The organism is Streptomyces sp. NPDC007896 (genome assembly GCF_042959425.1).
Lineage (GTDB): Bacteria > Actinomycetota > Actinomycetes > Streptomycetales > Streptomycetaceae > Streptomyces.
Genome location: NZ_JBIBKX010000023.1, coordinates 91,057 through 110,633, shown reverse-complemented (window position 1 = coordinate 110,633; position 19,577 = coordinate 91,057). Strand labels below are relative to the sequence as shown.

General features: G+C 71.0%; 19 protein-coding genes. 12 read left to right on the top strand and 7 right to left on the bottom strand.

Annotated features, from left to right (window positions below):
- The first annotated feature begins 287 nt into the window (after window positions 1-287).
- On the top strand, window positions 288-1,229 hold the full coding sequence (locus ACFZDJ_RS47150) for a lytic polysaccharide monooxygenase (RefSeq protein ID WP_391068658.1): 942 nt from the start codon (window positions 288-290) through the stop codon (window positions 1,227-1,229).
- Window positions 1,230-1,247: 18 nt separating this feature from the next.
- Here the strand turns inward: ACFZDJ_RS47150 and ACFZDJ_RS47145 are convergent, their stop codons facing one another.
- A complete protein-coding gene (locus ACFZDJ_RS47145; RefSeq protein ID WP_390938277.1) occupies window positions 1,248-1,898 on the bottom strand; it encodes a Tat pathway signal sequence domain protein in 651 nt (216 codons plus the stop codon).
- 663 nt (window positions 1,899-2,561) lie between these two features.
- On the opposite strand from ACFZDJ_RS47145, the gene ACFZDJ_RS47140 reads away from it, so the two are divergent.
- From ACFZDJ_RS47140 to ACFZDJ_RS47130, 3 genes are all read left to right on the top strand, one after another.
- Window positions 2,562-3,218 (top strand): DUF6230 family protein, encoded by a 657-nt coding sequence (locus tag ACFZDJ_RS47140; protein ID WP_054236784.1) that lies wholly within the window; start codon window positions 2,562-2,564, stop codon window positions 3,216-3,218.
- Window positions 3,218-3,637, top strand: coding sequence for a DUF6114 domain-containing protein (locus ACFZDJ_RS47135; protein WP_075030989.1), 420 nt, complete (start codon window positions 3,218-3,220; stop codon window positions 3,635-3,637). Before ACFZDJ_RS47140 ends, ACFZDJ_RS47135 begins: the two co-directional genes overlap by 1 nt.
- Window positions 3,638-3,864: 227 nt before the next feature.
- Window positions 3,865-5,127: a cytochrome P450 gene (locus ACFZDJ_RS47130; protein WP_391068655.1), complete on the top strand. Its 1,263-nt coding sequence runs from the start codon at window positions 3,865-3,867 to the stop codon at window positions 5,125-5,127.
- A 10-nt stretch (window positions 5,128-5,137) separates the two neighbouring features.
- On the opposite strand, the gene ACFZDJ_RS47125 is transcribed toward ACFZDJ_RS47130, so the two are convergent.
- The 5 genes from ACFZDJ_RS47125 to ACFZDJ_RS47105 are packed head-to-tail and all read right to left on the bottom strand — an operon-like array spanning window position 5,138 to window position 9,551.
- A complete protein-coding gene (locus ACFZDJ_RS47125) occupies window positions 5,138-6,484 on the bottom strand; it encodes a cytochrome P450 (protein WP_384910168.1) in 1,347 nt (448 codons plus the stop codon).
- Window positions 6,485-6,534: 50 nt separating this feature from the next.
- Complete coding sequence (locus ACFZDJ_RS47120; protein ID WP_391068652.1) at window positions 6,535-7,140, bottom strand: ATP/GTP-binding protein; 606 nt, start codon at window positions 7,138-7,140, stop codon at window positions 6,535-6,537.
- Window positions 7,118-7,477 carry a DUF742 domain-containing protein gene (locus ACFZDJ_RS47115; RefSeq protein WP_101401548.1) on the bottom strand — a complete coding sequence of 120 codons (360 nt, stop codon included), beginning with the start codon at window positions 7,475-7,477 and terminating at the stop codon, window positions 7,118-7,120. The genes ACFZDJ_RS47120 and ACFZDJ_RS47115 overlap by 23 nt, the downstream gene beginning before the upstream one ends.
- Window positions 7,474-7,887 carry a roadblock/LC7 domain-containing protein gene (locus ACFZDJ_RS47110; protein WP_389598939.1) on the bottom strand — a complete coding sequence of 138 codons (414 nt, stop codon included), beginning with the start codon at window positions 7,885-7,887 and terminating at the stop codon, window positions 7,474-7,476. The genes ACFZDJ_RS47115 and ACFZDJ_RS47110 overlap by 4 nt, the downstream gene beginning before the upstream one ends.
- Window positions 7,884-9,551 (bottom strand): ATP-binding protein, encoded by a 1,668-nt coding sequence (locus tag ACFZDJ_RS47105; protein WP_391068649.1) that lies wholly within the window; start codon window positions 9,549-9,551, stop codon window positions 7,884-7,886. The genes ACFZDJ_RS47110 and ACFZDJ_RS47105 overlap by 4 nt, the downstream gene beginning before the upstream one ends.
- A 188-nt stretch (window positions 9,552-9,739) precedes the next feature.
- Here ACFZDJ_RS47105 and ACFZDJ_RS47100 point away from each other — a divergent pair, with 188 nt between their 5' ends.
- The 3 genes from ACFZDJ_RS47100 to ACFZDJ_RS47090 all read left to right on the top strand — a co-directional run bounded on the left by ACFZDJ_RS47100 (window position 9,740) and on the right by ACFZDJ_RS47090 (window position 13,754).
- Window positions 9,740-10,681, top strand: a complete 942-nt coding sequence (locus ACFZDJ_RS47100; protein ID WP_391068646.1) for a helix-turn-helix domain-containing protein — start codon at window positions 9,740-9,742, stop codon at window positions 10,679-10,681.
- 40 nt (window positions 10,682-10,721) lie between these two features.
- Complete coding sequence (locus tag ACFZDJ_RS47095; protein WP_391068643.1) at window positions 10,722-11,123, top strand: hypothetical protein; 402 nt, start codon at window positions 10,722-10,724, stop codon at window positions 11,121-11,123.
- Between the two features lie 240 nt (window positions 11,124-11,363).
- Window positions 11,364-13,754, top strand: coding sequence for a SpoIIE family protein phosphatase (locus ACFZDJ_RS47090; protein ID WP_390938289.1), 2,391 nt, complete (start codon window positions 11,364-11,366; stop codon window positions 13,752-13,754).
- A gap of 15 nt (window positions 13,755-13,769) precedes the next feature.
- On the opposite strand, the gene ACFZDJ_RS47085 is transcribed toward ACFZDJ_RS47090, so the two are convergent.
- Entirely contained in the window at window positions 13,770-14,234 is a 465-nt protein-coding gene (locus ACFZDJ_RS47085) for a cupin domain-containing protein (protein WP_384910038.1), read from the bottom strand.
- Between the two features lie 312 nt (window positions 14,235-14,546).
- On the opposite strand from ACFZDJ_RS47085, the gene ACFZDJ_RS47080 reads away from it, so the two are divergent.
- From ACFZDJ_RS47080 to ACFZDJ_RS47060, 5 genes are all read left to right on the top strand, one after another.
- A complete protein-coding gene (locus ACFZDJ_RS47080) occupies window positions 14,547-15,566 on the top strand; it encodes a substrate-binding domain-containing protein (protein ID WP_384910041.1) in 1,020 nt (339 codons plus the stop codon).
- Window positions 15,567-15,682: 116 nt separating this feature from the next.
- Window positions 15,683-18,103: a nitrate- and nitrite sensing domain-containing protein gene (locus ACFZDJ_RS47075; RefSeq protein WP_391068640.1), complete on the top strand. Its 2,421-nt coding sequence runs from the start codon at window positions 15,683-15,685 to the stop codon at window positions 18,101-18,103.
- Window positions 18,104-18,114: 11 nt separating this feature from the next.
- Window positions 18,115-18,546, top strand: coding sequence for a roadblock/LC7 domain-containing protein (locus ACFZDJ_RS47070; RefSeq protein WP_168512165.1), 432 nt, complete (start codon window positions 18,115-18,117; stop codon window positions 18,544-18,546).
- Between the two features lies 1 nt (window position 18,547).
- A complete protein-coding gene (locus ACFZDJ_RS47065) occupies window positions 18,548-18,904 on the top strand; it encodes a DUF742 domain-containing protein (RefSeq protein WP_391068636.1) in 357 nt (118 codons plus the stop codon).
- Window positions 18,891-19,493, top strand: coding sequence for an ATP/GTP-binding protein (locus ACFZDJ_RS47060; protein ID WP_390938299.1), 603 nt, complete (start codon window positions 18,891-18,893; stop codon window positions 19,491-19,493). The genes ACFZDJ_RS47065 and ACFZDJ_RS47060 overlap by 14 nt, the downstream gene beginning before the upstream one ends.
- Window positions 19,494-19,577: the final 84 nt, after the last annotated feature.

Here is a 19,577-nt window from a genome sequence, read left to right as displayed (position 1 = left end):
GGCGCGGTGGCCGGCCGTACGTCGCGAGCGACCCGTCAGGGGTTGCCTGTGGGGCGGCTGTGCCCGAACGATAGGCAAAGCCCAGGTAATACGGATACAGGGGAAACCCTCGATCTGGCTGGTAACCGCCCCTCAAGGGCTCCCAGTTGGCCGGGAGTGCCCGGTTTCACCTGGCTCGCGCATCTGAACGCACGGCCCCGTGCCCCCGTACTTCACGGTGCGGCCACGCCTGCGCGCGATGCGTACGGCCGCACCCGCCGCTCCCACCCCGCAAGGAGACCCACCGGATGACCGCACACCGCACCGCCACCGCGGCCGCTGTCGCCGTGGCGGCCCCGCTGCTTCTCCTGACGTGGGCCGTGGGTCCGGCCCAGGCGCACGGCGCGCCGACGGATCCGGTCAGCCGGGTGGTGGCCTGTTCGCCGGAAGGCGGCAGCAACACAGCTACGGCGGCCTGCAAGGCGGCGATCGCGGCGAACGGCGCGCCCTTCACCGCCTGGGACAACCTCCGGGTCGCCGGTGTGGGCGGCAGGGACCGTCAGGTGATCCCGGACGGGCAGCTGTGCAGCGGGGGTCTGCCCGCCTACAAGGGACTGGACCTGGCCCGCGCCGACTGGCCCTCGACGCGGATGACGCCGGGCGCGACCTTCACGCTCTCCTACAGTTCGACGATTCCGCACACGGGGACCTTCAAGCTGTATCTGTCCAAGCCCGGCTACGACCCGGCCAAGCCCCTCAAGTGGTCCGATCTGCCGACGAAACCGTTCGCCACGGCCACCGATCCGGCACTGGTGAACGGCGCCTACCGGATCAAGGCCACGCTGCCCGCCGACCGGACCGGCCGGCAGATGCTGTACACGATCTGGCAGAACACGAGCACGACCGACACGTACTACTCGTGCTCGGACGTGGTCTTCCCGAGCGAGGGCGGCGGGGCCGCCGCGCCGACGACCTCGTCCCCCGCGCGTACGACACCCACGGCCGGCCGGAAGGCTCAGCAGAGCCAGGAGCCGACCACGACCACGGCCACCCCCACCGACCAGTCGCCGTCGCCCGCCCCCAAGACCACCGCGGCGACGACGGAGGTGACCGCACCCGACCATCTCGCGCCGGCCGCGGACAGCTCGTCCGGCGGCAGCAACACGCTCCCCCTCGTCGCCGGGGCGGGGGGAGCGGCCGCGTTCCTGCTCACCGCGGGCGTCGCCATCACGCTGCGACGCCGCCGGTGACCGGTCGTCCGGGCTCGGTCAGTTGACGGTGACCGCCGGGCTGCCCGACTGGGTGGTGTCGGAGACGGGCGCGTACTTCGCGGTGAAGTAGCCGCTGCTGAAGCAGAGCGACGAACCCGAGGACTTCGCGAACGCCTGGTTGGTGAAGGTGATGCTGTTGTCGGTGTTGCTCGCCGTGCCGGTCAGGCTGGGCGCCTGGTAGACGCAGTTGATGCTGCCCAGCAGGGTGCGCAGCACGACCGTGGTCTGGATGGTGGAGCCCGCGGCCGGGGTCACGGTGACCGTGCCGGCCGAGGCGACCGTGGTGGTGTACGGGAGGTTGTTGACCGTGACGCTGGTGACGCCGAGCACGCCAATGACATTGCTGGTGCAACTGCCGAAGGTGTGGGCGCTGAGCGACTCGGTGGCCGCGCCGGGGGCCGTCGGGTTGTCGGTGACGGAGGCGGTGAAGGCCGACGCGGCACAGGAGACACCGCTCGTGCCGGTCGCGCTGGAGTAGAGCGTGGCGGCGGTGCCGCTCGCCAGTGAGGCGGTGAGGACGTCGCCGGTGGCGACGGCGGCTCCGCCGGCGGTGAGCACGGGGGTGTCGTCCGCGGAGGCGGGGGCGATCGCGGAGACCGAGAGCGCGGCGGCGGTACCGAGGAGGGCGAGCAGGGATCGAGTGCGCATGGGGGTGCCTCTTTCTCAGACGGGCGTGCGGGTGGGTACGGGGCCGGCGCGGACAGCCGTCACGGCGGACCGCTGCCGGTCCGTGACGCCTTCTCCTTACGTCACGGACCGGCAGCGGAAGCCGGGCGACCGGACACGGCTCAGGGGGGAAAGTGCCGTGCCGGTGCCGCGGGGGGAGGTGGATTCAGCGTTGGAGCGCACCGCACGTTCAGACGTGCCACGGCCGCCCCGCGAGGAGCGGGGGGTCCAGGAGGTGGCGTACGTGCCGCGCATCGGATCCGGCGCCACGGATCCAAGGGAAACAATGCAGAGTTCTAGACCTGATGAATGGTCAACGTCAAGGCACAGTAAGGAAGTTGAAGGTCAACACGGTCTCAGGTGGGAGCCGTTCACAGACCCGGCCACGAGGTCGTCGCGGGCCCAAGTGCGAGGTCAGCGCGGCCGGGCCTACACAGTTGGCACACAATCAACATCCCTTTGCCACAAGTCTCTTGACCCAAGAATGTAACCCCCGGTAACTTCCACGTCGGCTACTGCTGCGTAACGAGAAAGCCCTTGCGACCGCCGGGAGTTGTGAGGAGGCGTGCGCGGCAGCCGCTGTCCGCGCCAGGACAACGTGCCCGTTGAAGCCCCACCTGCATGACTATGTCCAGGGAGCAGAACATGGCCTCGTCCTCGGACGCCACGGCGTCCACCGATTCGACCCCCGAGAACGAAAGCGGTTCCGGCAGACGTGGGCGGGTCCGCCTGCGCCGCGCCGCGGTGATGGCGGTGCCTGCCACCGCGGTCGCCGCGGGACTGATGATCCTCACCGCCCAGGGCGCTCTGGGGGTGCAATTCGCCATCTCCGGCATGCCGTTCACGGTCACGGCCACCGAACTCAACGGCACCGGCTTCGAGCAGTTCGGCAACCTCGACAACATGGCCGACGGCAGCCCGAACGCCGGCGACACCGGCGGCCAGGTCCTCGTCATCACCTCCGCGATCAAGAACGCGACACTCACCAAGCTGTGCCAGAGCGTCGACCTGGGCGGTACGAACCTGGTCATCACCGCGGGCGGCGGCACGGACAAGGTGCAGGCGACCAATCTGACGACCGACTCGACCGAGCTGTCGGGCGACGCGGCCTTCAACAACATCGAGATCGGCAACGACGCGAGCACGCTCGACAAGGCCGGGGTCCAGGGGAACAAGGGCGTCTTCAGCCAGCAGGCCGACACCGTCCACATCGGGAACCTGCGGCAGACGAACTACGCCACCACGGCGGCGGTGTTCAAGCTCCCCGGTCTCAAGCTCCGCTTCAGCGACTCGGGCTGCTGATGTCGGCCGTCCGGGATCTGCGGTCCGGCTTCCGGCGGTGGCGTGCGGACCGCCCCTTCTGGGGAGGGCTGCTGCTCACCCTGGGCGGGGCGGAGATCCTCCTCACCGAGAAGGCGTCCCTGAAGGTCGTCATGCACATCGGGATGCAGGGCATGGCGGGCTATCTGCTGCCGACGGTCATGATCCTGTGCGGTCTGCTGATCCTCTTCAACCCGACGCAGCGCCTCTTCTACTCCCTGCTCGGCATCCTCCTCTCCCTCGGCACCTGGCTCACCTCCAACCTCGGCGGCTTCTTCATCGGCCTCCTTCTCGGAGCGACCGGCAGTTGCCTGGCCTTCGGCTGGCTTCCGCACCAGGAGCCGCGCAAGCGACGTCTGCTGCGCAGGCGCCGCCGGCAGCAGATGGCGACCGAGGCGTAGAGAGAGGGCAGGGAAGGGGTCCCGCCCCGGCCGAGCTCAGGGCAATGGGCGACCGGGGCGGGAGCTGTGACGGGACGGCTCCAGGAGGCGGGCAAGCCTCCGACTTGCTTGTACGCGAAGGGAATTTGCCCTCGCACGCAGTGGTTACCGGACGGTCGCATCGGGGCACGCCACCCTCGCGTAGCGTGACGCGCCGTACTGATGTCCGAGCGCCAGGGAGGCTCCCGATGGGAACCCCACGTCCCTTGACGGGAAATCCGAGCCCGTTGGTGGTGGACGCGACGGGCCGTGACATCCACGCGGAAGCCGCCCGCATCCGGGCGCGCGGACCGGCGACCCGTGTCGCCCTCCCCGGTGGCGTCGAGGCCTGGGCGGTCAGCAGCCCCGAGCTGCTCAAACGGCTGCTCCTGGACCCACGGGTGTCCAAGGACCCGCGACGGCACTGGCCGGCCTGGATCAACGGGGAGATCTCCCCCGAGTGGCCGCTGTTCACCTGGGTCGCGGTGCAGAACATGTTCACCGCGTACGGCGGCGACCACAGGCGGCTGCGGACCCTCGTCTCCACGGCGTTCACGGCCCGCCGCACGGCCGCGCTGCAACCCCGGATCGAGGAGATCACCTCCGGCCTCCTCGACCGCATCGCCAAGGCCGGCGAGCACGGCGAAGTCGTCGATCTGCGCGAGGAGTTCTGCTATCCGATACCCATCCAGGTGATCAGCGAACTCTTCGGCCTGCCCGAGGACAAGCGGGCTGACCTCAGGGACCTGGTGGACAGCATCTTCCACACCTCCGCGCAGCCCGAGGAGGTGACGGGCAACTACGCCAGGCTGTACACCGTACTGGGTGAACTGGTCGCCGAGAAGCGGGAGTCACCCGGCGACGACCTGACCTCCGGCCTCATCGCGTCCCGCGACGAGGGTGACGGCCGGCTGAGCGAGCAGGAGCTGCTCGACACGCTGGTCCTGATGGTCAGCGCCGGTCACGAGACCACCGTCAACCTCATCGACAACGCCGTGCACGCCCTGCTGACCCACCCCGAGCAGCTCGCGCACCTTCGCGCCGGACGCGCCACCTGGGACGACCTGATCGAGGAGACCCTGCGGGTCGAGGCGCCCGTCGCGAGCCTCCCGCTGCGCTACGCCGTAGAGGACCTCGACCTCGCCGAACTGGGCGGCCCGGACGGCACGGTGATCGGCCGGGGCGAGGCGATCCTCGCCGCGTACGCCGCCGCCGGACGCGATCCCGAGCGCTACGGCAAGGACGCCGACCTCTTCGACGTCACCCGGGCGGACAAGGAGCACCTCGCCTTCGGACACGGCGTACACCGCTGCCTCGGCGCCCCACTGGGCCGCCTGGAGGCCCGCATCGCCCTCCCCGCCCTCTTCGACCGTTTCCCCGACCTCCAACTCGCCGTATCCGCTTCGGAGTTGGAGCCGGTGGACTCCTTCATCTCCAACGGCCACCGCACCCTGCCCGCCCGGATCCACTGACGGCCGACGCTCACTCCCCTCGCCACCAGGACAGAAGCCGGGTCCAGGCGCTTCGCGGGCGGTCGGGTTCCGGGGCGGGGGGCTCGGGCACGAGTGCCGGGAGGGGTCTCGCGTACGACTGCCGCTCACCTTCGGGCCGTTGGACCGTCGTGATGGGCGGGAAGCGTACGGGCAGCGCCGCCAGCGCGCGGTGGAACGGGCCGGGCCGCCAAGTCAACTCGCCCACCGGCAACCCCAGTTCCACATCGGGGAGGCGGTCGAGGAGCTTCTCCACCGCGGCCGTCGCGATCAGCCGGGCCGGGCTCTGCGCCGGACAGTTGTGCGGGCCCGCGCTCCACGCCAAGTGGGCCCGGTTGCCAGCCCGCTGATCGGCCGTCAGCGCGGGATCGGCGTTGGCCGCGGCGAGACTGACGACCAGCGGATCGCCCGCGCGCAGCACCGCTCCCTCGTACAGGACGTCGTGCAGCGGATAGTGCACGGCGTAGTTGGCGATCGGCGGATCGGTCCACAGCACCTCGTCGAGGGCGTCCTCCACCGGGAGGCTGCCGCCGGACAGATCGCCCGCGAACCGGTCGTCGGACAGCAGCAGCCGCAGGCTGTTCGCGATCAGGTTCTGCTGGGGCTCGGTGCCGGCGCCCATCAGTACCACGAGGGTGTGGATCATCTCCTCGTCGGTCAGGCCCGCAGGGTGCGCCATCAGCCAGGACGTCATGTCCTGACCGGGGTTGCCCCGCTTCAGCGCGACCAGGTCGAGCAGGGTGCTGGTCAGCAGCTCGTCGGCCTTCTCCGCGTCCACCCCGTCGAAGATCCCGGACATGCCCTCGACCAGCCGGACCCCGTACTCGGCCGGGCAGCCGAAGAGGTGGTTGAAGACCAGCAGCGGCAGGACCTGCGCGTACTCACCGAGCAGATCCGCCGTGCCGAGCGGCGCGAAGCGGTCGATGAGGGTGTCGGCGCTGCGCTCGACATAGCCGCGCAGGGTGTTCGGATCGACGAGCGCGAGGCTGTCGGTGATCGCGCCGCGCAGCCTCTCGTGCTGCTCGCCGTCGGTGAACAGCGCGTTGGGCCGGTACATCATCATCGGCACGACCGGGCTGTCCGGCGGGACGGTCCCGTCGGCGAGGTCGCGCCAGCGGCGGGGGTCCTTGGAGAAGGTCTCCGGGCTGCGCAGGACGTGCAGGGCGGCGTCGTAGGAGGTGACGAGGGTGGCTCTGACCCCGGGTGCGAGCTCGACCGGTGCGGTCGGTCCTGCCGTACGCAGCCGCCGGTAGACGGCGGCGGGGTCGGCCGCGAACGCGGGCCCGTACAGGGGCTCGTGCGCGGGGCAGCCAGGCGGTGGCCCGGTCGGTGGTGACAGGGACGGTGGCGGTACGGGCGGTGGTGGTACGGGCGGTGGTGGTTCGGGGGTCACACGGGCTCCAGTTCGCCGCTGCGGGTCATGAGGTACTCGACGAGGGCGATCAGCGCCTCGGTGGACGAGACCCGGTCGCGGGCGTCGCAGCGCACCAGCGGGGTCGAGGGCAGCAGGTCGAGGGCCTCGCGCACCTCGTCCAGATCGTGCGACGCGCAGGCGTCGTCGAAGTCGTTGAGGGCGACGGCGTACGGCAGGCCCAGCTCCTCCAGTACGCCCATGACGTCGAACGACTCGGACAGTCGCCGGGTGTCGGCCAGCACCAGCGCGCCGAGCGCTCCGCTGGTCATGTCCTTCCAGAGTTCGGTGAAGCGGTGCTGCCCGGGCGTGCCGAAGAGGTAGAGCACCAGGGCGTCGCTGAGGGTGAGGCGGCCGAAGTCGAGGGCGACGGTGGTGGTCGTCTTCCCCCTCGAACCGGCGAGGTCGTCGACGCGTGCGCCCGCCTCGGTCATCACCTCCTCGGTACGCAGCGGCCGGATCTCGGAGAGCGCGCCGACGAACGTGGTCTTGCCGACCGCGAAGTGGCCCACGATCAGCAATTTGACCGCGGTCTGCACACCCGGGCCGAGGTGGACGTCGTCAGAGGCGGGCGCGGAGCCCATCCAGTACCTCCTGGAGGATGCGGGCGTCGGAGAGGCGGGCGGCCGGTACCGGCGCCCGGGTGACGAGGTGACCGCTGTCCATCAGGTCGGCGATCAGTATTTTGGTGACGCTGACCGGGAGTTCCAGATGACCGGCCACCTCGGCGACCGACAGCGCTCCGGGCCGGCACAGCTCCATCAGCCGGCGCTTCTCCGGGTTCAGCCCCGTCAGCGGCAGGTCGTCGGCGGCGATCAGCAAGGTGACGAGGTCGAGGGTGTTGCGGGAGGGGTGGGCACGGCCGTCCGTGACGACGTACGACCGCACCAGCCTCCCTCCCGGTCGGCGCCCGGGCGTCATGCCGGGCTGCCGGTGTCCTGCCGGGCCGGGCTGGTCAGCTCCTTGCCGAGCCGGTCGACCAGCTTGTGCATGCGGTAGGTGACCGCCTCCATGTCCACGTCCTCGCCGGTGGACACCGCGAGGTGGGCGCCCTCACCGGCGGCGACGAGGAAGACGTACCCGTGCGCGAACTCGATCAGGGTCTGCCGCCACGGCGCGGTCGCGCTGCCGACGAACTCGGCGGTGCTGCGGCTGATCGACTGCACCCCGGACAGACCCGCGGCCAGCCGCTCGGCGTCGTCGCGGCCGATGTCCGCCGAGTGGGCCCGGAGCATGCCGTCGGCGGACAGCAGGATGGCGTGCCGGGCCTCCGGCACCTTCAGAACCTCGTCGAGCATCCACCCCAGCTCGTTGGTCATGGGCGCGATCATCCCTGTGTGTTCCCTTCGGATTCGTGGGGGGCTTCGGCTTCCTCGGCTGTTTCGGCCGCGGTGCGTGTGGGGGGTGCGGTGTCCTGCTCGGCCCGCGCGGAGCGGGTGCCGCGCGCGAAGGCGCCCATGCGCCGGGCGTACTCCTCCGCGGACCGGCCCACGCTCTCCTCGACCGGTGCGGCCGGGGCAGCCGGGGCAGCCGGGGCAGCCGGGGCAGCCGGGGCAGCCGGTTCGCCCGGTGCCGCCGGGGGCTGTTCGGCGGCGGGCGGGGGTACGGGTGCGCGGCGGCGCCGCTTGGGCAGTCCGCCGGCCGTGGTCGCCTCCGCGGGCCCGCTCGTCCGGGCCGTACGCCGGGGCGTGCGCGCCGGTTCCCGCGGCGGTGGGGGCTCCTGGACCGGGTCGGCGTGGGTGAGCAGCGCGGCCGGTAGGAAGACCACGGCACGGACGCCGCCGTACGGGGAGCGGGTGTCCACGGAGACGTTGAACCCGTAGCGGGTGGCGAGGACGCCGATGACGGCGAAGCCGAACTGGGGCGGATCGTCGAGGCGGGTGACGTCCACCGCGCGGCGGCCGGTCAGCAGCGCGGCGGCGTGCTCGGACCCGCGGCTGTCCATGCCGACGCCCGCGTCGTCGATGACCACGACGGCGCCGTTGTGCACCGCCTGGACGCTGACCTCGACGGTGGTGTTGGGCTGCGAGTGGCGCGCGGCGTTGTCCAGGAGTTCGGCGACGGCGAGGACGACCGGTTCGACGGCCCGGCTCTCGACGGCGATGTCGGCCTGTCCGTTGATGCGGATGCGCCGGTAGTCGCGGATGCGGGAGGTCGCGCCGCGGACCACCTCGATGAGCGGGGAGGTGGCCCGCTGGCGTCCGGGCCAGGAGCCGCACAGTACGGCGATGGCCTGCGCGCGACGGCCGAACTGGGCGTTGGTGTGGTCGATCTCGAGCAGGTCGCGCAACACGTCGGGGTGGTCGTGGCGGTCCTGCATCTCCGAGATGGACACCTGCTGCTCGTTGGCGAGGGCCTGGATCGAGCGCATCGACGCCTTGAGGGCGGCCTTCGCGGACTGGTCGGCGCGGGTCTGTGCGTGCCGCACGGCGTCGGAGAACCGCTCCAGGAGACCGTCGAGACACTTCGCGAAGTCGGTGTCGGCCAGCCGCGCGTCGAGGAGGCCCCCGGCGGGGAGGGCCGTCGCGTGGAGAAACTCGCCGGCCGCGGGAAGGGGCCGGCCTGTTGTGGCGAAGGGGTGACCCGGCGCGGAGGAGGGGTGACCCGGCGCGGAGAGGGGCTGACCCGCCGCGGAATGCGGCCGGCCCGTCGCGGGGATGGACTGCCCCGCCGAGGAATGCGGCTGACCCGTCGCGGGAATGGACTGCCCCGCCGCAGGCAGGGGCTGACCTGTCGCGGAGGAGGGGTGATCCGGCGCGGAGAGGGGCTGACCCGTCGGAGAGGCGGGCTGGTGCGGGGCGCATTCGAGCGCGGGCAGGCGGACCGCGACCAGGTGGCGCAGCTCCTCGTCCCGGGCCCGCAGCGCGTCCGCGAGCTCGGCGCTCCGGCCGCGCTGCCGTCCGGTGATCCCGCGCTGGCGCACCAGCAGCACGGTGACGGCGAGCAGGCCGACGGCCAGGCACCAGAACGCCGCCTCCGGTATCCGTTCGGTCATGAAGTCCTCAATGGCATATGCAAGTTGACGGGTCGCACGACCGTAGCCGCCCGTCGGCACAGACGCTTGTCCTCGCGCGCAAGGAAGTTGCCGTGGGACGCACGGACTGTATGCACTAGGCTGACGTGGAGTAACTACCGCTCGCTGCACTGGAGTTGAGGGTGTCGTTGCCCGCGGAGAGCTACATCGTGGAAACACGGACGACCGCGGAGGTGGATCCGCGCGAGCGGGCCGACTTCTGGAGCGAGTACGTCGGGTCCTGCCAGTCCACCATGGGCTACCGGTACGCGCGCACCGACGACTTCCGCGGCGCGACGGTCCGCCAGCGCACCGAGCGCTATCAGCTCGTCAAGTTCTGGTCGGACGAGGTCGCGTACAGCAGGACCGCCCGCCAGGTCCGCCAGGACCCCGACGAGGACTACCGATTACTGCTGCCGCTCAGCGGGGAGATCGTGCTGCGGCAGGACGGCCAGGAGGCCCGGCTCACACCGGGCACCGGCACCCTCGTCAGCTTCGGGGCGCCCTTCGAGTGCCTCCAGGACGCCTCGACGCACGCGTTCGTCCTCACCATCCCCGCGCGCGAGATGGACGGCCCGCTGAACCGCAAGTCGCCGCTGGCCACCGGGCTCGATCTGAGCAGGGGGCTCGGCCGGGTGGTGAGCTCCATGATCAGCGACCTGCACGCGGAGCGGGACCACCTCACCGACCCGCACTTCAACGCCGTCTCCGACCGCGTCGTCGAGCTGCTGTGCATGCTCACCCTCGGCGACGACCGCCCCGACGGGGCGGGCCAACTCGGCGACGTGGAGACGATGGTCCGCCGCTACGTCCGTGAACACGCCGCCGACCCGGGTCTCACCGGTACGTCCATGGCGCACGCGCTCGGCTGGTCCCTGCGTCAGATCCAGCTGGCCCTGCAGCGTGCCGGCACCACTCCGCGCGACCTCATCCGCGAGGAGCGGCTGCGGCTGGTTCGTGAGCGCCTCCAGTGTGCCGACTGCGAGCACCTGACCATCACCGATCTGGCCTTCGCCTCAGGGTTCTCCTCGGCGAGCGGGCTGAGTACGGCGTTTCGGCAGCGGTACGGGGTGAGTCCGCGGGAGATGCGGACCGGGGGGCGACGGCCGTAACGCCGTAATCCAGATCCCTTCCGCAGGGGTCCACCACTCGGTGGACCCGAAGTTCAACCCGTCGAGGGTCACCGCGAAGCCCGGGTCCGGCCGCCTGGACCCGACCGCCGCCGACGCCGCCGACGCCGCCGACGCCGCCGCGAAGGACGTGGCCGACCGGATGCGCGGGCTTGACGAGGTCCGCTCGGTGGCCGACCCCGTGCACGCGGCGAACGGCACCGCCGTCCGCGTCGACATCACCATGAACGGCCCCGAGCTGGACGGGAAGAAGCACGTCGACCCGCGGCTCGCGCTCTCCTCGATCACCGCGGCCATCGGCCTGGCCGTCGGCGTCGACTACACGCTCTTCTACCTCAAGCGCGAACGGGAGGAGCGGGCCCGGGCCGGCGCCGGCTCAGCGCCGCTGATCATCGCAGCCCTGCTGCTCGGCGAGGCCGACTGATGGCCCCTCTCGTACGCCCGGGCCGGGAGAAGCCCTGAGGGGCGGCCCTCCCGTCCGCGACAGCCGGATCACCGGCCACACCGGCCCCACCCTGCCGCCGGAGGCCGTGCGCGCCGCCGCGGCCGACGCGTCCGCGCCCCCACAGTCCCGCGGAGCGCCCACACGGACGACCCTTCCTGGACCGGATTCCGGCCCACTCCCGGGTTGATGTGGCTGCCGGATCACACCATCCTTGTACATATGGTGAAAATCCCGGGCGATGCGGGGCGGGTAACCACGGCCGGTGACGCCATGGTGGTGATCGACGCGCACGGTGTCGTGACCGGCTGGAACGAGGGCGCGCAGCTGCTGACCGGGTACGCCGCGGCGGAGGTCACCGGCCGACCGGTGTCGGACCTGCTGGACGGGGACCCTGACGAGGCCTGGCGGGCGCTGCGGGCGAACGGCGGCCACGGTGTGGTGGCCGTACGGCGCGAGGACGGGCGGCGGACCGAGCTGGCCCTGCGGGCGTACCCGCTCCAGGGCGAGGAGGGGAAGCCTGCCGGATACGTGATCACCGCGGCGCCGGACGGGCGGGGCCGTGACCTGGGAGAGCTCGCCTTCAAGCAGGCGTCGGTGTCGATGTCGGTCTTCGACACCGAACAGCGCTATCTGCGGATGAACGACACCGCCTGCCGGATCATGGGCGTCCAGGAGGCGGAGGTCCTGCACCGCTACTTCCCGGACACCGTCGAGAACGCGGAGCACAGCCGCGGCTTCTTCAACCATCTGCGCCAGGTGGTCGAGACCGGCCGCCCCGTCCACTACGAGAGCTGGACCCGGGCCCCCTCCGGAACGCGTATGCACGCCTGGAACATCGAGATGTGGCCGCTGCGGGCCCCCTCCGGACAGTTGCTCGGCGTCTCGCTGGCCGGTTACGACAGCACCGAGCAGTACCGGGCCCGGCAGCGGCTCGCCCTGCTGAGCAAGTCCGCCGCCGCCATCGGTACGACACTGGACGTGATCCACACCGCCCGTGAGCTGGCCCGGCTGGCGGTGCCCGAGCTGGCCGACTTCGTGAGCGTGGACCTGCTGGACTCGGTGGTCGAGGGTGAGGAGCCCACCGGCGGCCCGGTGGATGCCGATGTGGAGCTGCGCCGGGTCGCGCACCACTCCCGTACCGCCGGGGTGCAGGAAGCGGCGATCGACCTGGGCGCGGCGGACGTCTACCCGTCCTCCTCCCCACCGGTCCGCGCCCTGGTCACCGGACACGCGGTGCTCACCAGGACCGGCGACCCGGACGTCGACGGATGGCTCAGCCGGCACGGCGCCCAGGCCGCCAAGCCGTACCAGGCGGACCGCCGGGACTTCTCACTGATGGCGGTACCGCTGGTGGCGCGCGGTACGACGCTGGGGGTGGCGGTCTTCGTGAGGCTGCTCACCGCCGAGAGTCCGGACCCCTTCGACCAGGACGACGTGTCGCTGGCGCAGGAGCTGGCCAGCCGCACGGCCGTCTGCGTGGACAACGCCCGCCGGTACGCCAAGGAGCGCACGACAGCGGTGGCCCTTCAGCGCAGTCTGCTGCCCCAGGCGATGGCGGGACAGGCGGCGGTCGAGTTCGCCTCCCGCTACCTTCCGGCGCTGTCGCGGGCGGGCGTCGGCGGCGACTGGTTCGATGTGATCCCGCTGTCCGGGACCCGGGTGGCGCTCGTCGTCGGCGATGTCGTCGGGCACGGCATCCACGCCTCCGTCACGATGGGCCGGCTCCGTACGGCGGTATGGACGCTGGCCGACGTCGACCTGCCCCCGGACGAGCTGCTCACCCACCTCGACGACCTGGTCGGGCATCTGGCGGCCGACGAGAGCCCGACGGGCGCGGAGATCGGCGCCACCTGTCTGTACGCGGTGTACGACCCGGTCTCCGGGCACTGCGCGGTCGCCACGGCCGGGCACCCGCCGCCCGCCGTGCTGTTTCCGGACGGCACCGTGAAGGTCGTCGAGGTGAGCGCGGGACCGATGCTCGGGGTGGGCGGGCTCCCCTTCGAGGCCACCGAGCTGCACCTGCCGGAAGGCTCCGTCCTCGCCCTCTACACCGACGGTCTCTTCGAGGCCCGCCACCTCGACGCCGACGCGGGAACGGCTGTGCTGTGCAACGCGCTGACGGTCCCCGCCGCGAATCTGGACGACGCCTGCGACAACGTGCTCCAGGTGCTGCTGCCGAAGCATCCCAAGGACGACGTGGCCCTGCTGCTGGCCCGCACCCGCACCCTGGACAGCGACGAGGTGGCGGTGTGGGACCTGCCCGCCGATCCGGCGGAGGTCGCCACCGCCCGGCAGTACGCGACCGAGCAGCTGACCCGCTGGGGGCTCGACGAGGTCGCGTTCGTCACCGAACTCGTCGTCAGCGAACTGGTCACGAACGCCATCCGCTACGGCGGCGCCCCCATCCAGCTCCGGCTCATCCGCGACCGCACCCTCATCTGCGAGGTCTCCGACGCCAGCAGCACCTCTCCCCATCTGCGCCGGGCCCGCACCTTCGACGAGGGCGGCCGCGGGCTGCTCCTCGTCGCCCAGCTCACCGACCGCTGGGGCACCCGCACCACCGGCACCGGAAAGACGATCTGGGCCGAACAGGCGCTGCCGTTCGAGTGATCGCGCCCTGGGGCACTACTGGAAGTCGCAGCCGGGGTTGGGCGCGTCCTCCGAGAACGGCGAGCCGTGGGGCAGGACGTACAGCACGTCCAGGACGACGGGGACCGAGCCCTCGTTGCGGCCGATGTGCACATGGCCGGGGCCCGGGGGCTCGGTGATCGTACGGCCGGCCGGGTAGGTGCCGTCCTGCGCGCAGGTGGCGTCGAAGTGGCTCAGGGTGCCCTTCTTCACGAGGCCGTACAGAGGACCGTCGTGGTAGTGCCAGCCGGTGCTCTGGCCGGGCGGGATGGTGATCTCCCGGAGCGTGTAGTCCGTGTTCCCCACGGTGGTCCGATAGAGCACCGTCGCGGTGACACCGGGGCCGGCGGGAGTCGCGTACGCGGTCCCGGCGACCAGCGACATCGCGGACAGGCCGACGACCGCGGCGCCCGTCACTCCCGTACGCAGCACGGCACGGACAGCGGAAATCTCACGCGTCATCTCGTCCTCCCCCGGATGAACACAACAGCCCCCCAACGTCAGGCCCGCGCACCATCATTGAACATCCACGCCCCATGCGGAAGGTGCGATACCACCCAACTCACGCATCCCGCGTCCAACTAGTGACGATGCGGCGACGGCACCCTCACGCCGGTCATCTCCGGCATAGGCCCGCTCACTTGACGGCCGAGTGTGACACACGATTGGCTCCGGCCCAACGAAAGTACGACAGTCGGTACACAACATCCCGACATCGCACCGATCTCACTCTCCCCGACCCGCCGCCGGGCCGCACAGCGAGGTGCCGCACCCATGAACATGTCCCCCACACCTCACCACTCCCCCGGAACTCCGCCCCGCGCCGCCCTCGTCGCCGTCATCGCCGTGGGCTGTCTGCTCGCCGCCGGATGCTCCGGCTCCGGCGGATCGGACGACACGAGCGACGCCTCGGCGGGGAAGGCGGGCACCGGCCGGATCAAGGTCGCCCTGATCACCCACGGCGCCCGCGGAGACGCGTTCTGGGAGCTGGTGCGCAAGGGCGCACAGGCGGCGGCCACCAAGGACAACATCGACCTGACGTACGCGAGCAACTCCGAGGCCGCCGCCCAGGCGAGCCTGGTGCGGGACGCGATCCGCGACCGGGTGGACGGCATCGCGCTGACACTGGCCAAGCCGGAGGCGATGCAGAGCGCGGTCAGCGCGGCCAAGGCGGCGGGGATACCCGTGGTCGGTCTCAACTCCGGGATCGACGCCTGGAAGTCCGAGGGCCTGCTGGAGTACTTCGGCCAGGACGAGAGCGTCGCGGGCCGGGCCACCGGCGACAAACTGGACGAGCTCAAGGCCAAGCACGCCCTCTGCGTCATCCACGAACAGGGCAACATCGCCCTGGAAGCCCGCTGCGCCGGGGTGAAGAAGACCTTCGGCGGCGAGACCGACCTGCTCTATGTGAACGGCACCGACATGGACGCGGTGGGCGCCGCCGTCACGGCCAGACTGCGCCAGGACCCGAGTGTCGACGAAGTCGTCATGCTGGGCGCGCAGTTCGCGCTCGCCGCGGTGAAGTCGGTGAAGGCGGCGGGCAGCAAGGCCCAGGTCGCCACCTTCGACCTCAACAGCGGTCTGGTGAAGTCCGTGCAGAGCGGGGACGTACAGTTCGCGGTGGATCAACAGCCCTATCTCCAGGGCTATCTGGCCGTGGACTCGCTCTGGCTCTACCACTCCAACGGCAACTTCAGCGGCGGCGGAACCGCTCCCGTGCTCACCGGACCCGCGTTCGTCACCAAGGAGAACGTCTCCTCGGTCGCGAAGTTCGCAGGCAACGGAACCCGCTGAACCGCTGCCGCCCACACAGGCGGCACCAAGGTTTTCCGTCCCCTCACGGTGCGTACGGTCACTTGTACGGATAGCATCCTGCGCACCCTCTCATCGCTGATCGCTCTAGGACGACGATGTCTCCACGGACCGGTGCCCGGCGCCGTCTCGGCTCCATACGTCTCTCCCTGATCCTGCTGGCGCTGGTCCCCAGCGTCACCCTCGCCGCCATGTGGGGTGTGACGACGACGCAGATCTTCTCGGAGGGGCTGCGACTGCGCGAACAGACGGGGCTGAGCCGGTCGACGGGTGCCATGGGTACCGAGGCGACGCTCGCGCTGCAACAGGAGCGCAGCCTGTCGGCCGCCTGGCTGGCCTCGCCGCACGGTTCCCGGGCCGCCCTGGACCGGCAGCGCGGGCGCACGGACGTCGCGGTCGCGAAACTGGTCCGCCGGTCCGAGGACTTCAGACACGCGCCCGCCCGGATCGGCGACCGGATGTACTCGGTCATCGCCTCGGTGGGAAGCCTGGAGTACTACCGGGGGCAGGTGGACCATCCCACCGACATCACCGCCCAGCAGGCCCTGGACCAGTACACCTCGATCATCGGCGACCAGATCCACGCCTTCCAGGAACTCTCCCAGGTCGACGACGGCGACCTCACCTCGCAGGCAGGGCCGCTGATCACGCTGGGGAACGCGGCGGAGCTGGTCGCCCAGGAGGACGCCCAGCTCGCGCTGGCCTGGCCCTCGGGAAAGCTCGACCAGCAGTCGTGGCAGCAGTTCGACCAGCAGGTCGACGTACGCCGCTGGGTCTTCCAGGGCCAGGTCCTCAACTCGCTGCACGGCACCGTGAAGGACCAGGTCGAACGGGTCCTCCAGAGCCAGGACTGGAAGACCCTGGAGACCGTCGAGGACCAGATCATCGCGGCCCGGACGGCACACGGCCAGGTGGCGAAGACGGTCGAACTGCCTGACGCGCACGCCCGCTGGAAGACCGCGCTCGGCAGGATCTCCGACCAGTACACGAACCTGATCCAGCAGCAGACCACGCAACTGCTCGACCGCAGCGCCGACAAGGCGCACAGCCTGCTGATCAAGGCGGCCGCGCTGAGCGCCGGCGGACTCGTCGCCCTGCTGGTGTGCGTCGTGATGTCCTGGCGCATCACCCGCTCCCTCTCCCGGCGGCTGCGCGGTCTCAGGATGGCCACGCTCAGCCTCGCCGAGGAACGGCTGCCCGACGTGGTCGCCCGGCTGAACCGGGGCGAGAAGGTCGACGTGGAGTCCGCCACCCCGCCCCTGGACTACGGCGAGGACGAACTCGGCCAGGTGGCCAAGGCGTTCAACACCGCGCAGCGCACGGCCGTGCACACCGCGGTGGAACTCGCCGACACCAGACGCGGTTTCCAGAAGGTGATCCTGGGCATCGCCCGGCAGAGCCAGAACCTGGTCAACCTTCAGCTCAGCAAGCTCGACGCGCTGGAACGCGAACACCAGGACCCGGGAATCCTCAAGGGCCTGTACGAACTCGACTCCACCGCCAGCCAGCTCCGCCGCTACGAGGAGAACCTCGTCATCATCAGCGGCGAGCAGCCCCGGCGCAGCTGGACCGAACCGGTCGCGCTGATCGACATCCTGCGCAGCGCCGTCGGTGAGGTAGCCCAGTACCAGCGGGTGGAGGTGCACACCGACGACGAGGTGTACCTGAGCCCGCCCGCGGTGGCCGACGTCATCCATCTGCTGGCCGAGCTCATCGACAACGCGACCTCCTACTCCCCCGCGCCCAGCCCGGTGGGGGTGCGGGCCGCGATGGTGGCCAAGGGCCTGGCCGTCGAGATCGAGGACCGGGGGCTGGGTCTGTCCGAGGAGGACTACACCGCGTTCAACGCCCAGTTGGCGGTGGCCCCGCAGTTCGACGTGGTGGCACTCGCCGACGACCTGCGGCTCGGCATGTTCGTGATCGCGCGGCTCGCCACCCGGCACGGCATCGCCGTCACCCTGCGCTCCTCGCCGTACGGCGGCACCACCGCGATCGTGCTGATCCCGCACGACATCGTGGTCCGCGAGATCCCCGATTCCCCCGCCACGGACGGGGACACCGCGATACCGGCGGCGGTCGTGGCGGCGAAGGGCTCCGACGACGCCGCGGTCCCGGAGCGCCGGCCCCATGAACGTACGGAGGAGGCACACCCCGCCGCCCGGGCCCACACGGCCGACTCCGCCGCGCCCCGCTCCGCCCCCGCTCCGGGCACCGCCCGCCGCGACGGACTCACTCCGCTGCCACGCCGGGTGCCGCAGACCAGTCTGGCCACGGAGCTGCGGGAGGAGGCGGCGCCCTCCGAGGCCGACGACAAGGACGCCGCCGACCTCGCCGACTTCACCGCGGAACGCGCCGCCTCCTCACTCGCGGGCTTCCAGCGCGGAACGCTCCGGGCCCGCGACGACGAGGAGATGCCGTACGACCTCGAGGGCCAGGAACCGTCGTACGACCACGGGGAGGACCCGGCCCCCACCCAGCCCGCAGACCGCTCGTGGACTCCGCCCGCCGACCGCTCGTGAAGGACAGAGAAATGACACGCCCCAGCACCGCCACACACAGCCAGCTCGACCAGCTGCTCACCGGACTGGTGGAACGGGTCGCCGATGTGAACCACGCCGTCGTGCTCTCCGAGGACGGACTGGTCGTCAGCAAGTCCACGGCGTTCGTCCGCGACGACGCCGAACGGCTGGCGGCCACCGCGTCCGGGCTGATGAGCCTCAGCAAGGGCGTCAGCATGGACTTCCGCGGCGGCCCGGTGCGCCAGGCGCTGATCGAGATGCGCGACAGCTATCTGATCCTCACCGCCGCGGGCCCCGGCGCTCATCTCGCCGTGCTCACCAACCAGGGCGCGGACGTCGGCGTGGTGGCGTACCAGATGAACATGCTGGTGAAGAAGATCGGCGAGCACCTCAGGGCAGCACCTCGTGCGGGCGTCGCCGCCACGGCCGACAACGGCGAGTGAGGTGAGAGAAGGCGACGCGGCCGGCCGGCTGGTACGGCCGTTCACGCTGACCGGAGGACGCACCCGGCCCAGCCGCGCCGACTTCACCCTCATCACGTCGGTGACCGCGGTGGATCCGCCGCCCGAGGGCGCCACCCGGCCGCAGCCCGAGTACACCCGGATCCTGCGGTTGTGCGCGAAGACGATCGTGGTGGCGGAACTCGCCGCCGAACTCGACCTGCCGGTGAGCGTGGTCGTGATCCTGCTCTGCGATCTGCTGGAGGCGGGCCGGATCACCGTCCGGGCTCCGCGTCTCGTCTCCCGTACCCCGGACCTGGACCTGCTGCAGAAAGTGAGGGACGGCCTTGGCCGGCTCTGACCCCGCCGCGCACGCGACTTCGGCACCCGACGCACCCTCCGCTCCCGACGCGGTCAAGATCCTCATCGCCGGAGGGTTCGGCGTCGGCAAGACGACCATGGTCGGGGCGGTCAGCGAGATCGTCCCGCTGCGCACCGAGGAACCCCTCACCTCCGCCGGTCTGAACGTCGACGACCTCGACGGCATCGAGGAGAAGCGGGCCACCACCGTGGCCCTGGACTTCGGGCGGATCACCCTCAGTCCCGAACTGGTCCTGTACCTCTTCGGCACCCCGGGCCAGCAGCGGTTCTGGTTCATGTGGAACGACCTCGCCATCGGCGCCCTGGGCGCCGTGGTCCTCATCGACGTCCGCAGGCCGGAGTCCAGCTTCGCCGCCATCGACTTCTTCGAGCGGCGCGGCATCCCCTTCGTCGTCGGCGTCAACGGCTTCCACGGACAGCACCCGTACACCCCGGAGGAGATCCGCGACGCCCTGGCCCTGCCGGAGCGGACCCCCGTGCTGCTCTGCGACGCCCGGGAGCGCGGGTCGTGCCGGGACGTACTGATCACTCTGATCGACGAGTTGATCGCTTCGTCCAGCCGCAACTGACGTACGGGAAGGCGCTGTTCGCCGGTCTTCCTGTGACCTGCCAGGGCCCGGCTGTGCGGAAGCTGTGAGTTCCCTGATTCTCAT

Bases quoted from the DNA above. Each gene is read 5' to 3' on its own strand.
- ACFZDJ_RS47150 (WP_391068658.1), top strand. From the start codon at position 288: ATGACCGCACACCGCACCGCCACCGCGGCCGCTGTCGCCGTGGCGGCC.
- ACFZDJ_RS47145 (WP_390938277.1), bottom strand. From the start codon at position 1,898: ATGCGCACTCGATCCCTGCTCGCCCTCCTCGGTACCGCCGCCGCGCTC.
- ACFZDJ_RS47140 (WP_054236784.1), top strand. From the start codon at position 2,562: ATGGCCTCGTCCTCGGACGCCACGGCGTCCACCGATTCGACCCCCGAG.
- ACFZDJ_RS47135 (WP_075030989.1), top strand. From the start codon at position 3,218: ATGTCGGCCGTCCGGGATCTGCGGTCCGGCTTCCGGCGGTGGCGTGCG.
- ACFZDJ_RS47130 (WP_391068655.1), top strand. From the start codon at position 3,865: ATGGGAACCCCACGTCCCTTGACGGGAAATCCGAGCCCGTTGGTGGTG.
- ACFZDJ_RS47120 (WP_391068652.1), bottom strand. From the start codon at position 7,140: ATGGGCTCCGCGCCCGCCTCTGACGACGTCCACCTCGGCCCGGGTGTG.
- ACFZDJ_RS47115 (WP_101401548.1), bottom strand. From the start codon at position 7,477: ATGACGCCCGGGCGCCGACCGGGAGGGAGGCTGGTGCGGTCGTACGTC.
- ACFZDJ_RS47110 (WP_389598939.1), bottom strand. From the start codon at position 7,887: ATGATCGCGCCCATGACCAACGAGCTGGGGTGGATGCTCGACGAGGTT.
- ACFZDJ_RS47105 (WP_391068649.1), bottom strand. From the start codon at position 9,551: ATGACCGAACGGATACCGGAGGCGGCGTTCTGGTGCCTGGCCGTCGGC.
- ACFZDJ_RS47090 (WP_390938289.1), top strand. From the start codon at position 11,364: ATGGTGAAAATCCCGGGCGATGCGGGGCGGGTAACCACGGCCGGTGAC.
- ACFZDJ_RS47085 (WP_384910038.1), bottom strand. From the start codon at position 14,234: ATGACGCGTGAGATTTCCGCTGTCCGTGCCGTGCTGCGTACGGGAGTG.
- ACFZDJ_RS47080 (WP_384910041.1), top strand. From the start codon at position 14,547: ATGAACATGTCCCCCACACCTCACCACTCCCCCGGAACTCCGCCCCGC.
- ACFZDJ_RS47075 (WP_391068640.1), top strand. From the start codon at position 15,683: ATGTCTCCACGGACCGGTGCCCGGCGCCGTCTCGGCTCCATACGTCTC.
- ACFZDJ_RS47070 (WP_168512165.1), top strand. From the start codon at position 18,115: ATGACACGCCCCAGCACCGCCACACACAGCCAGCTCGACCAGCTGCTC.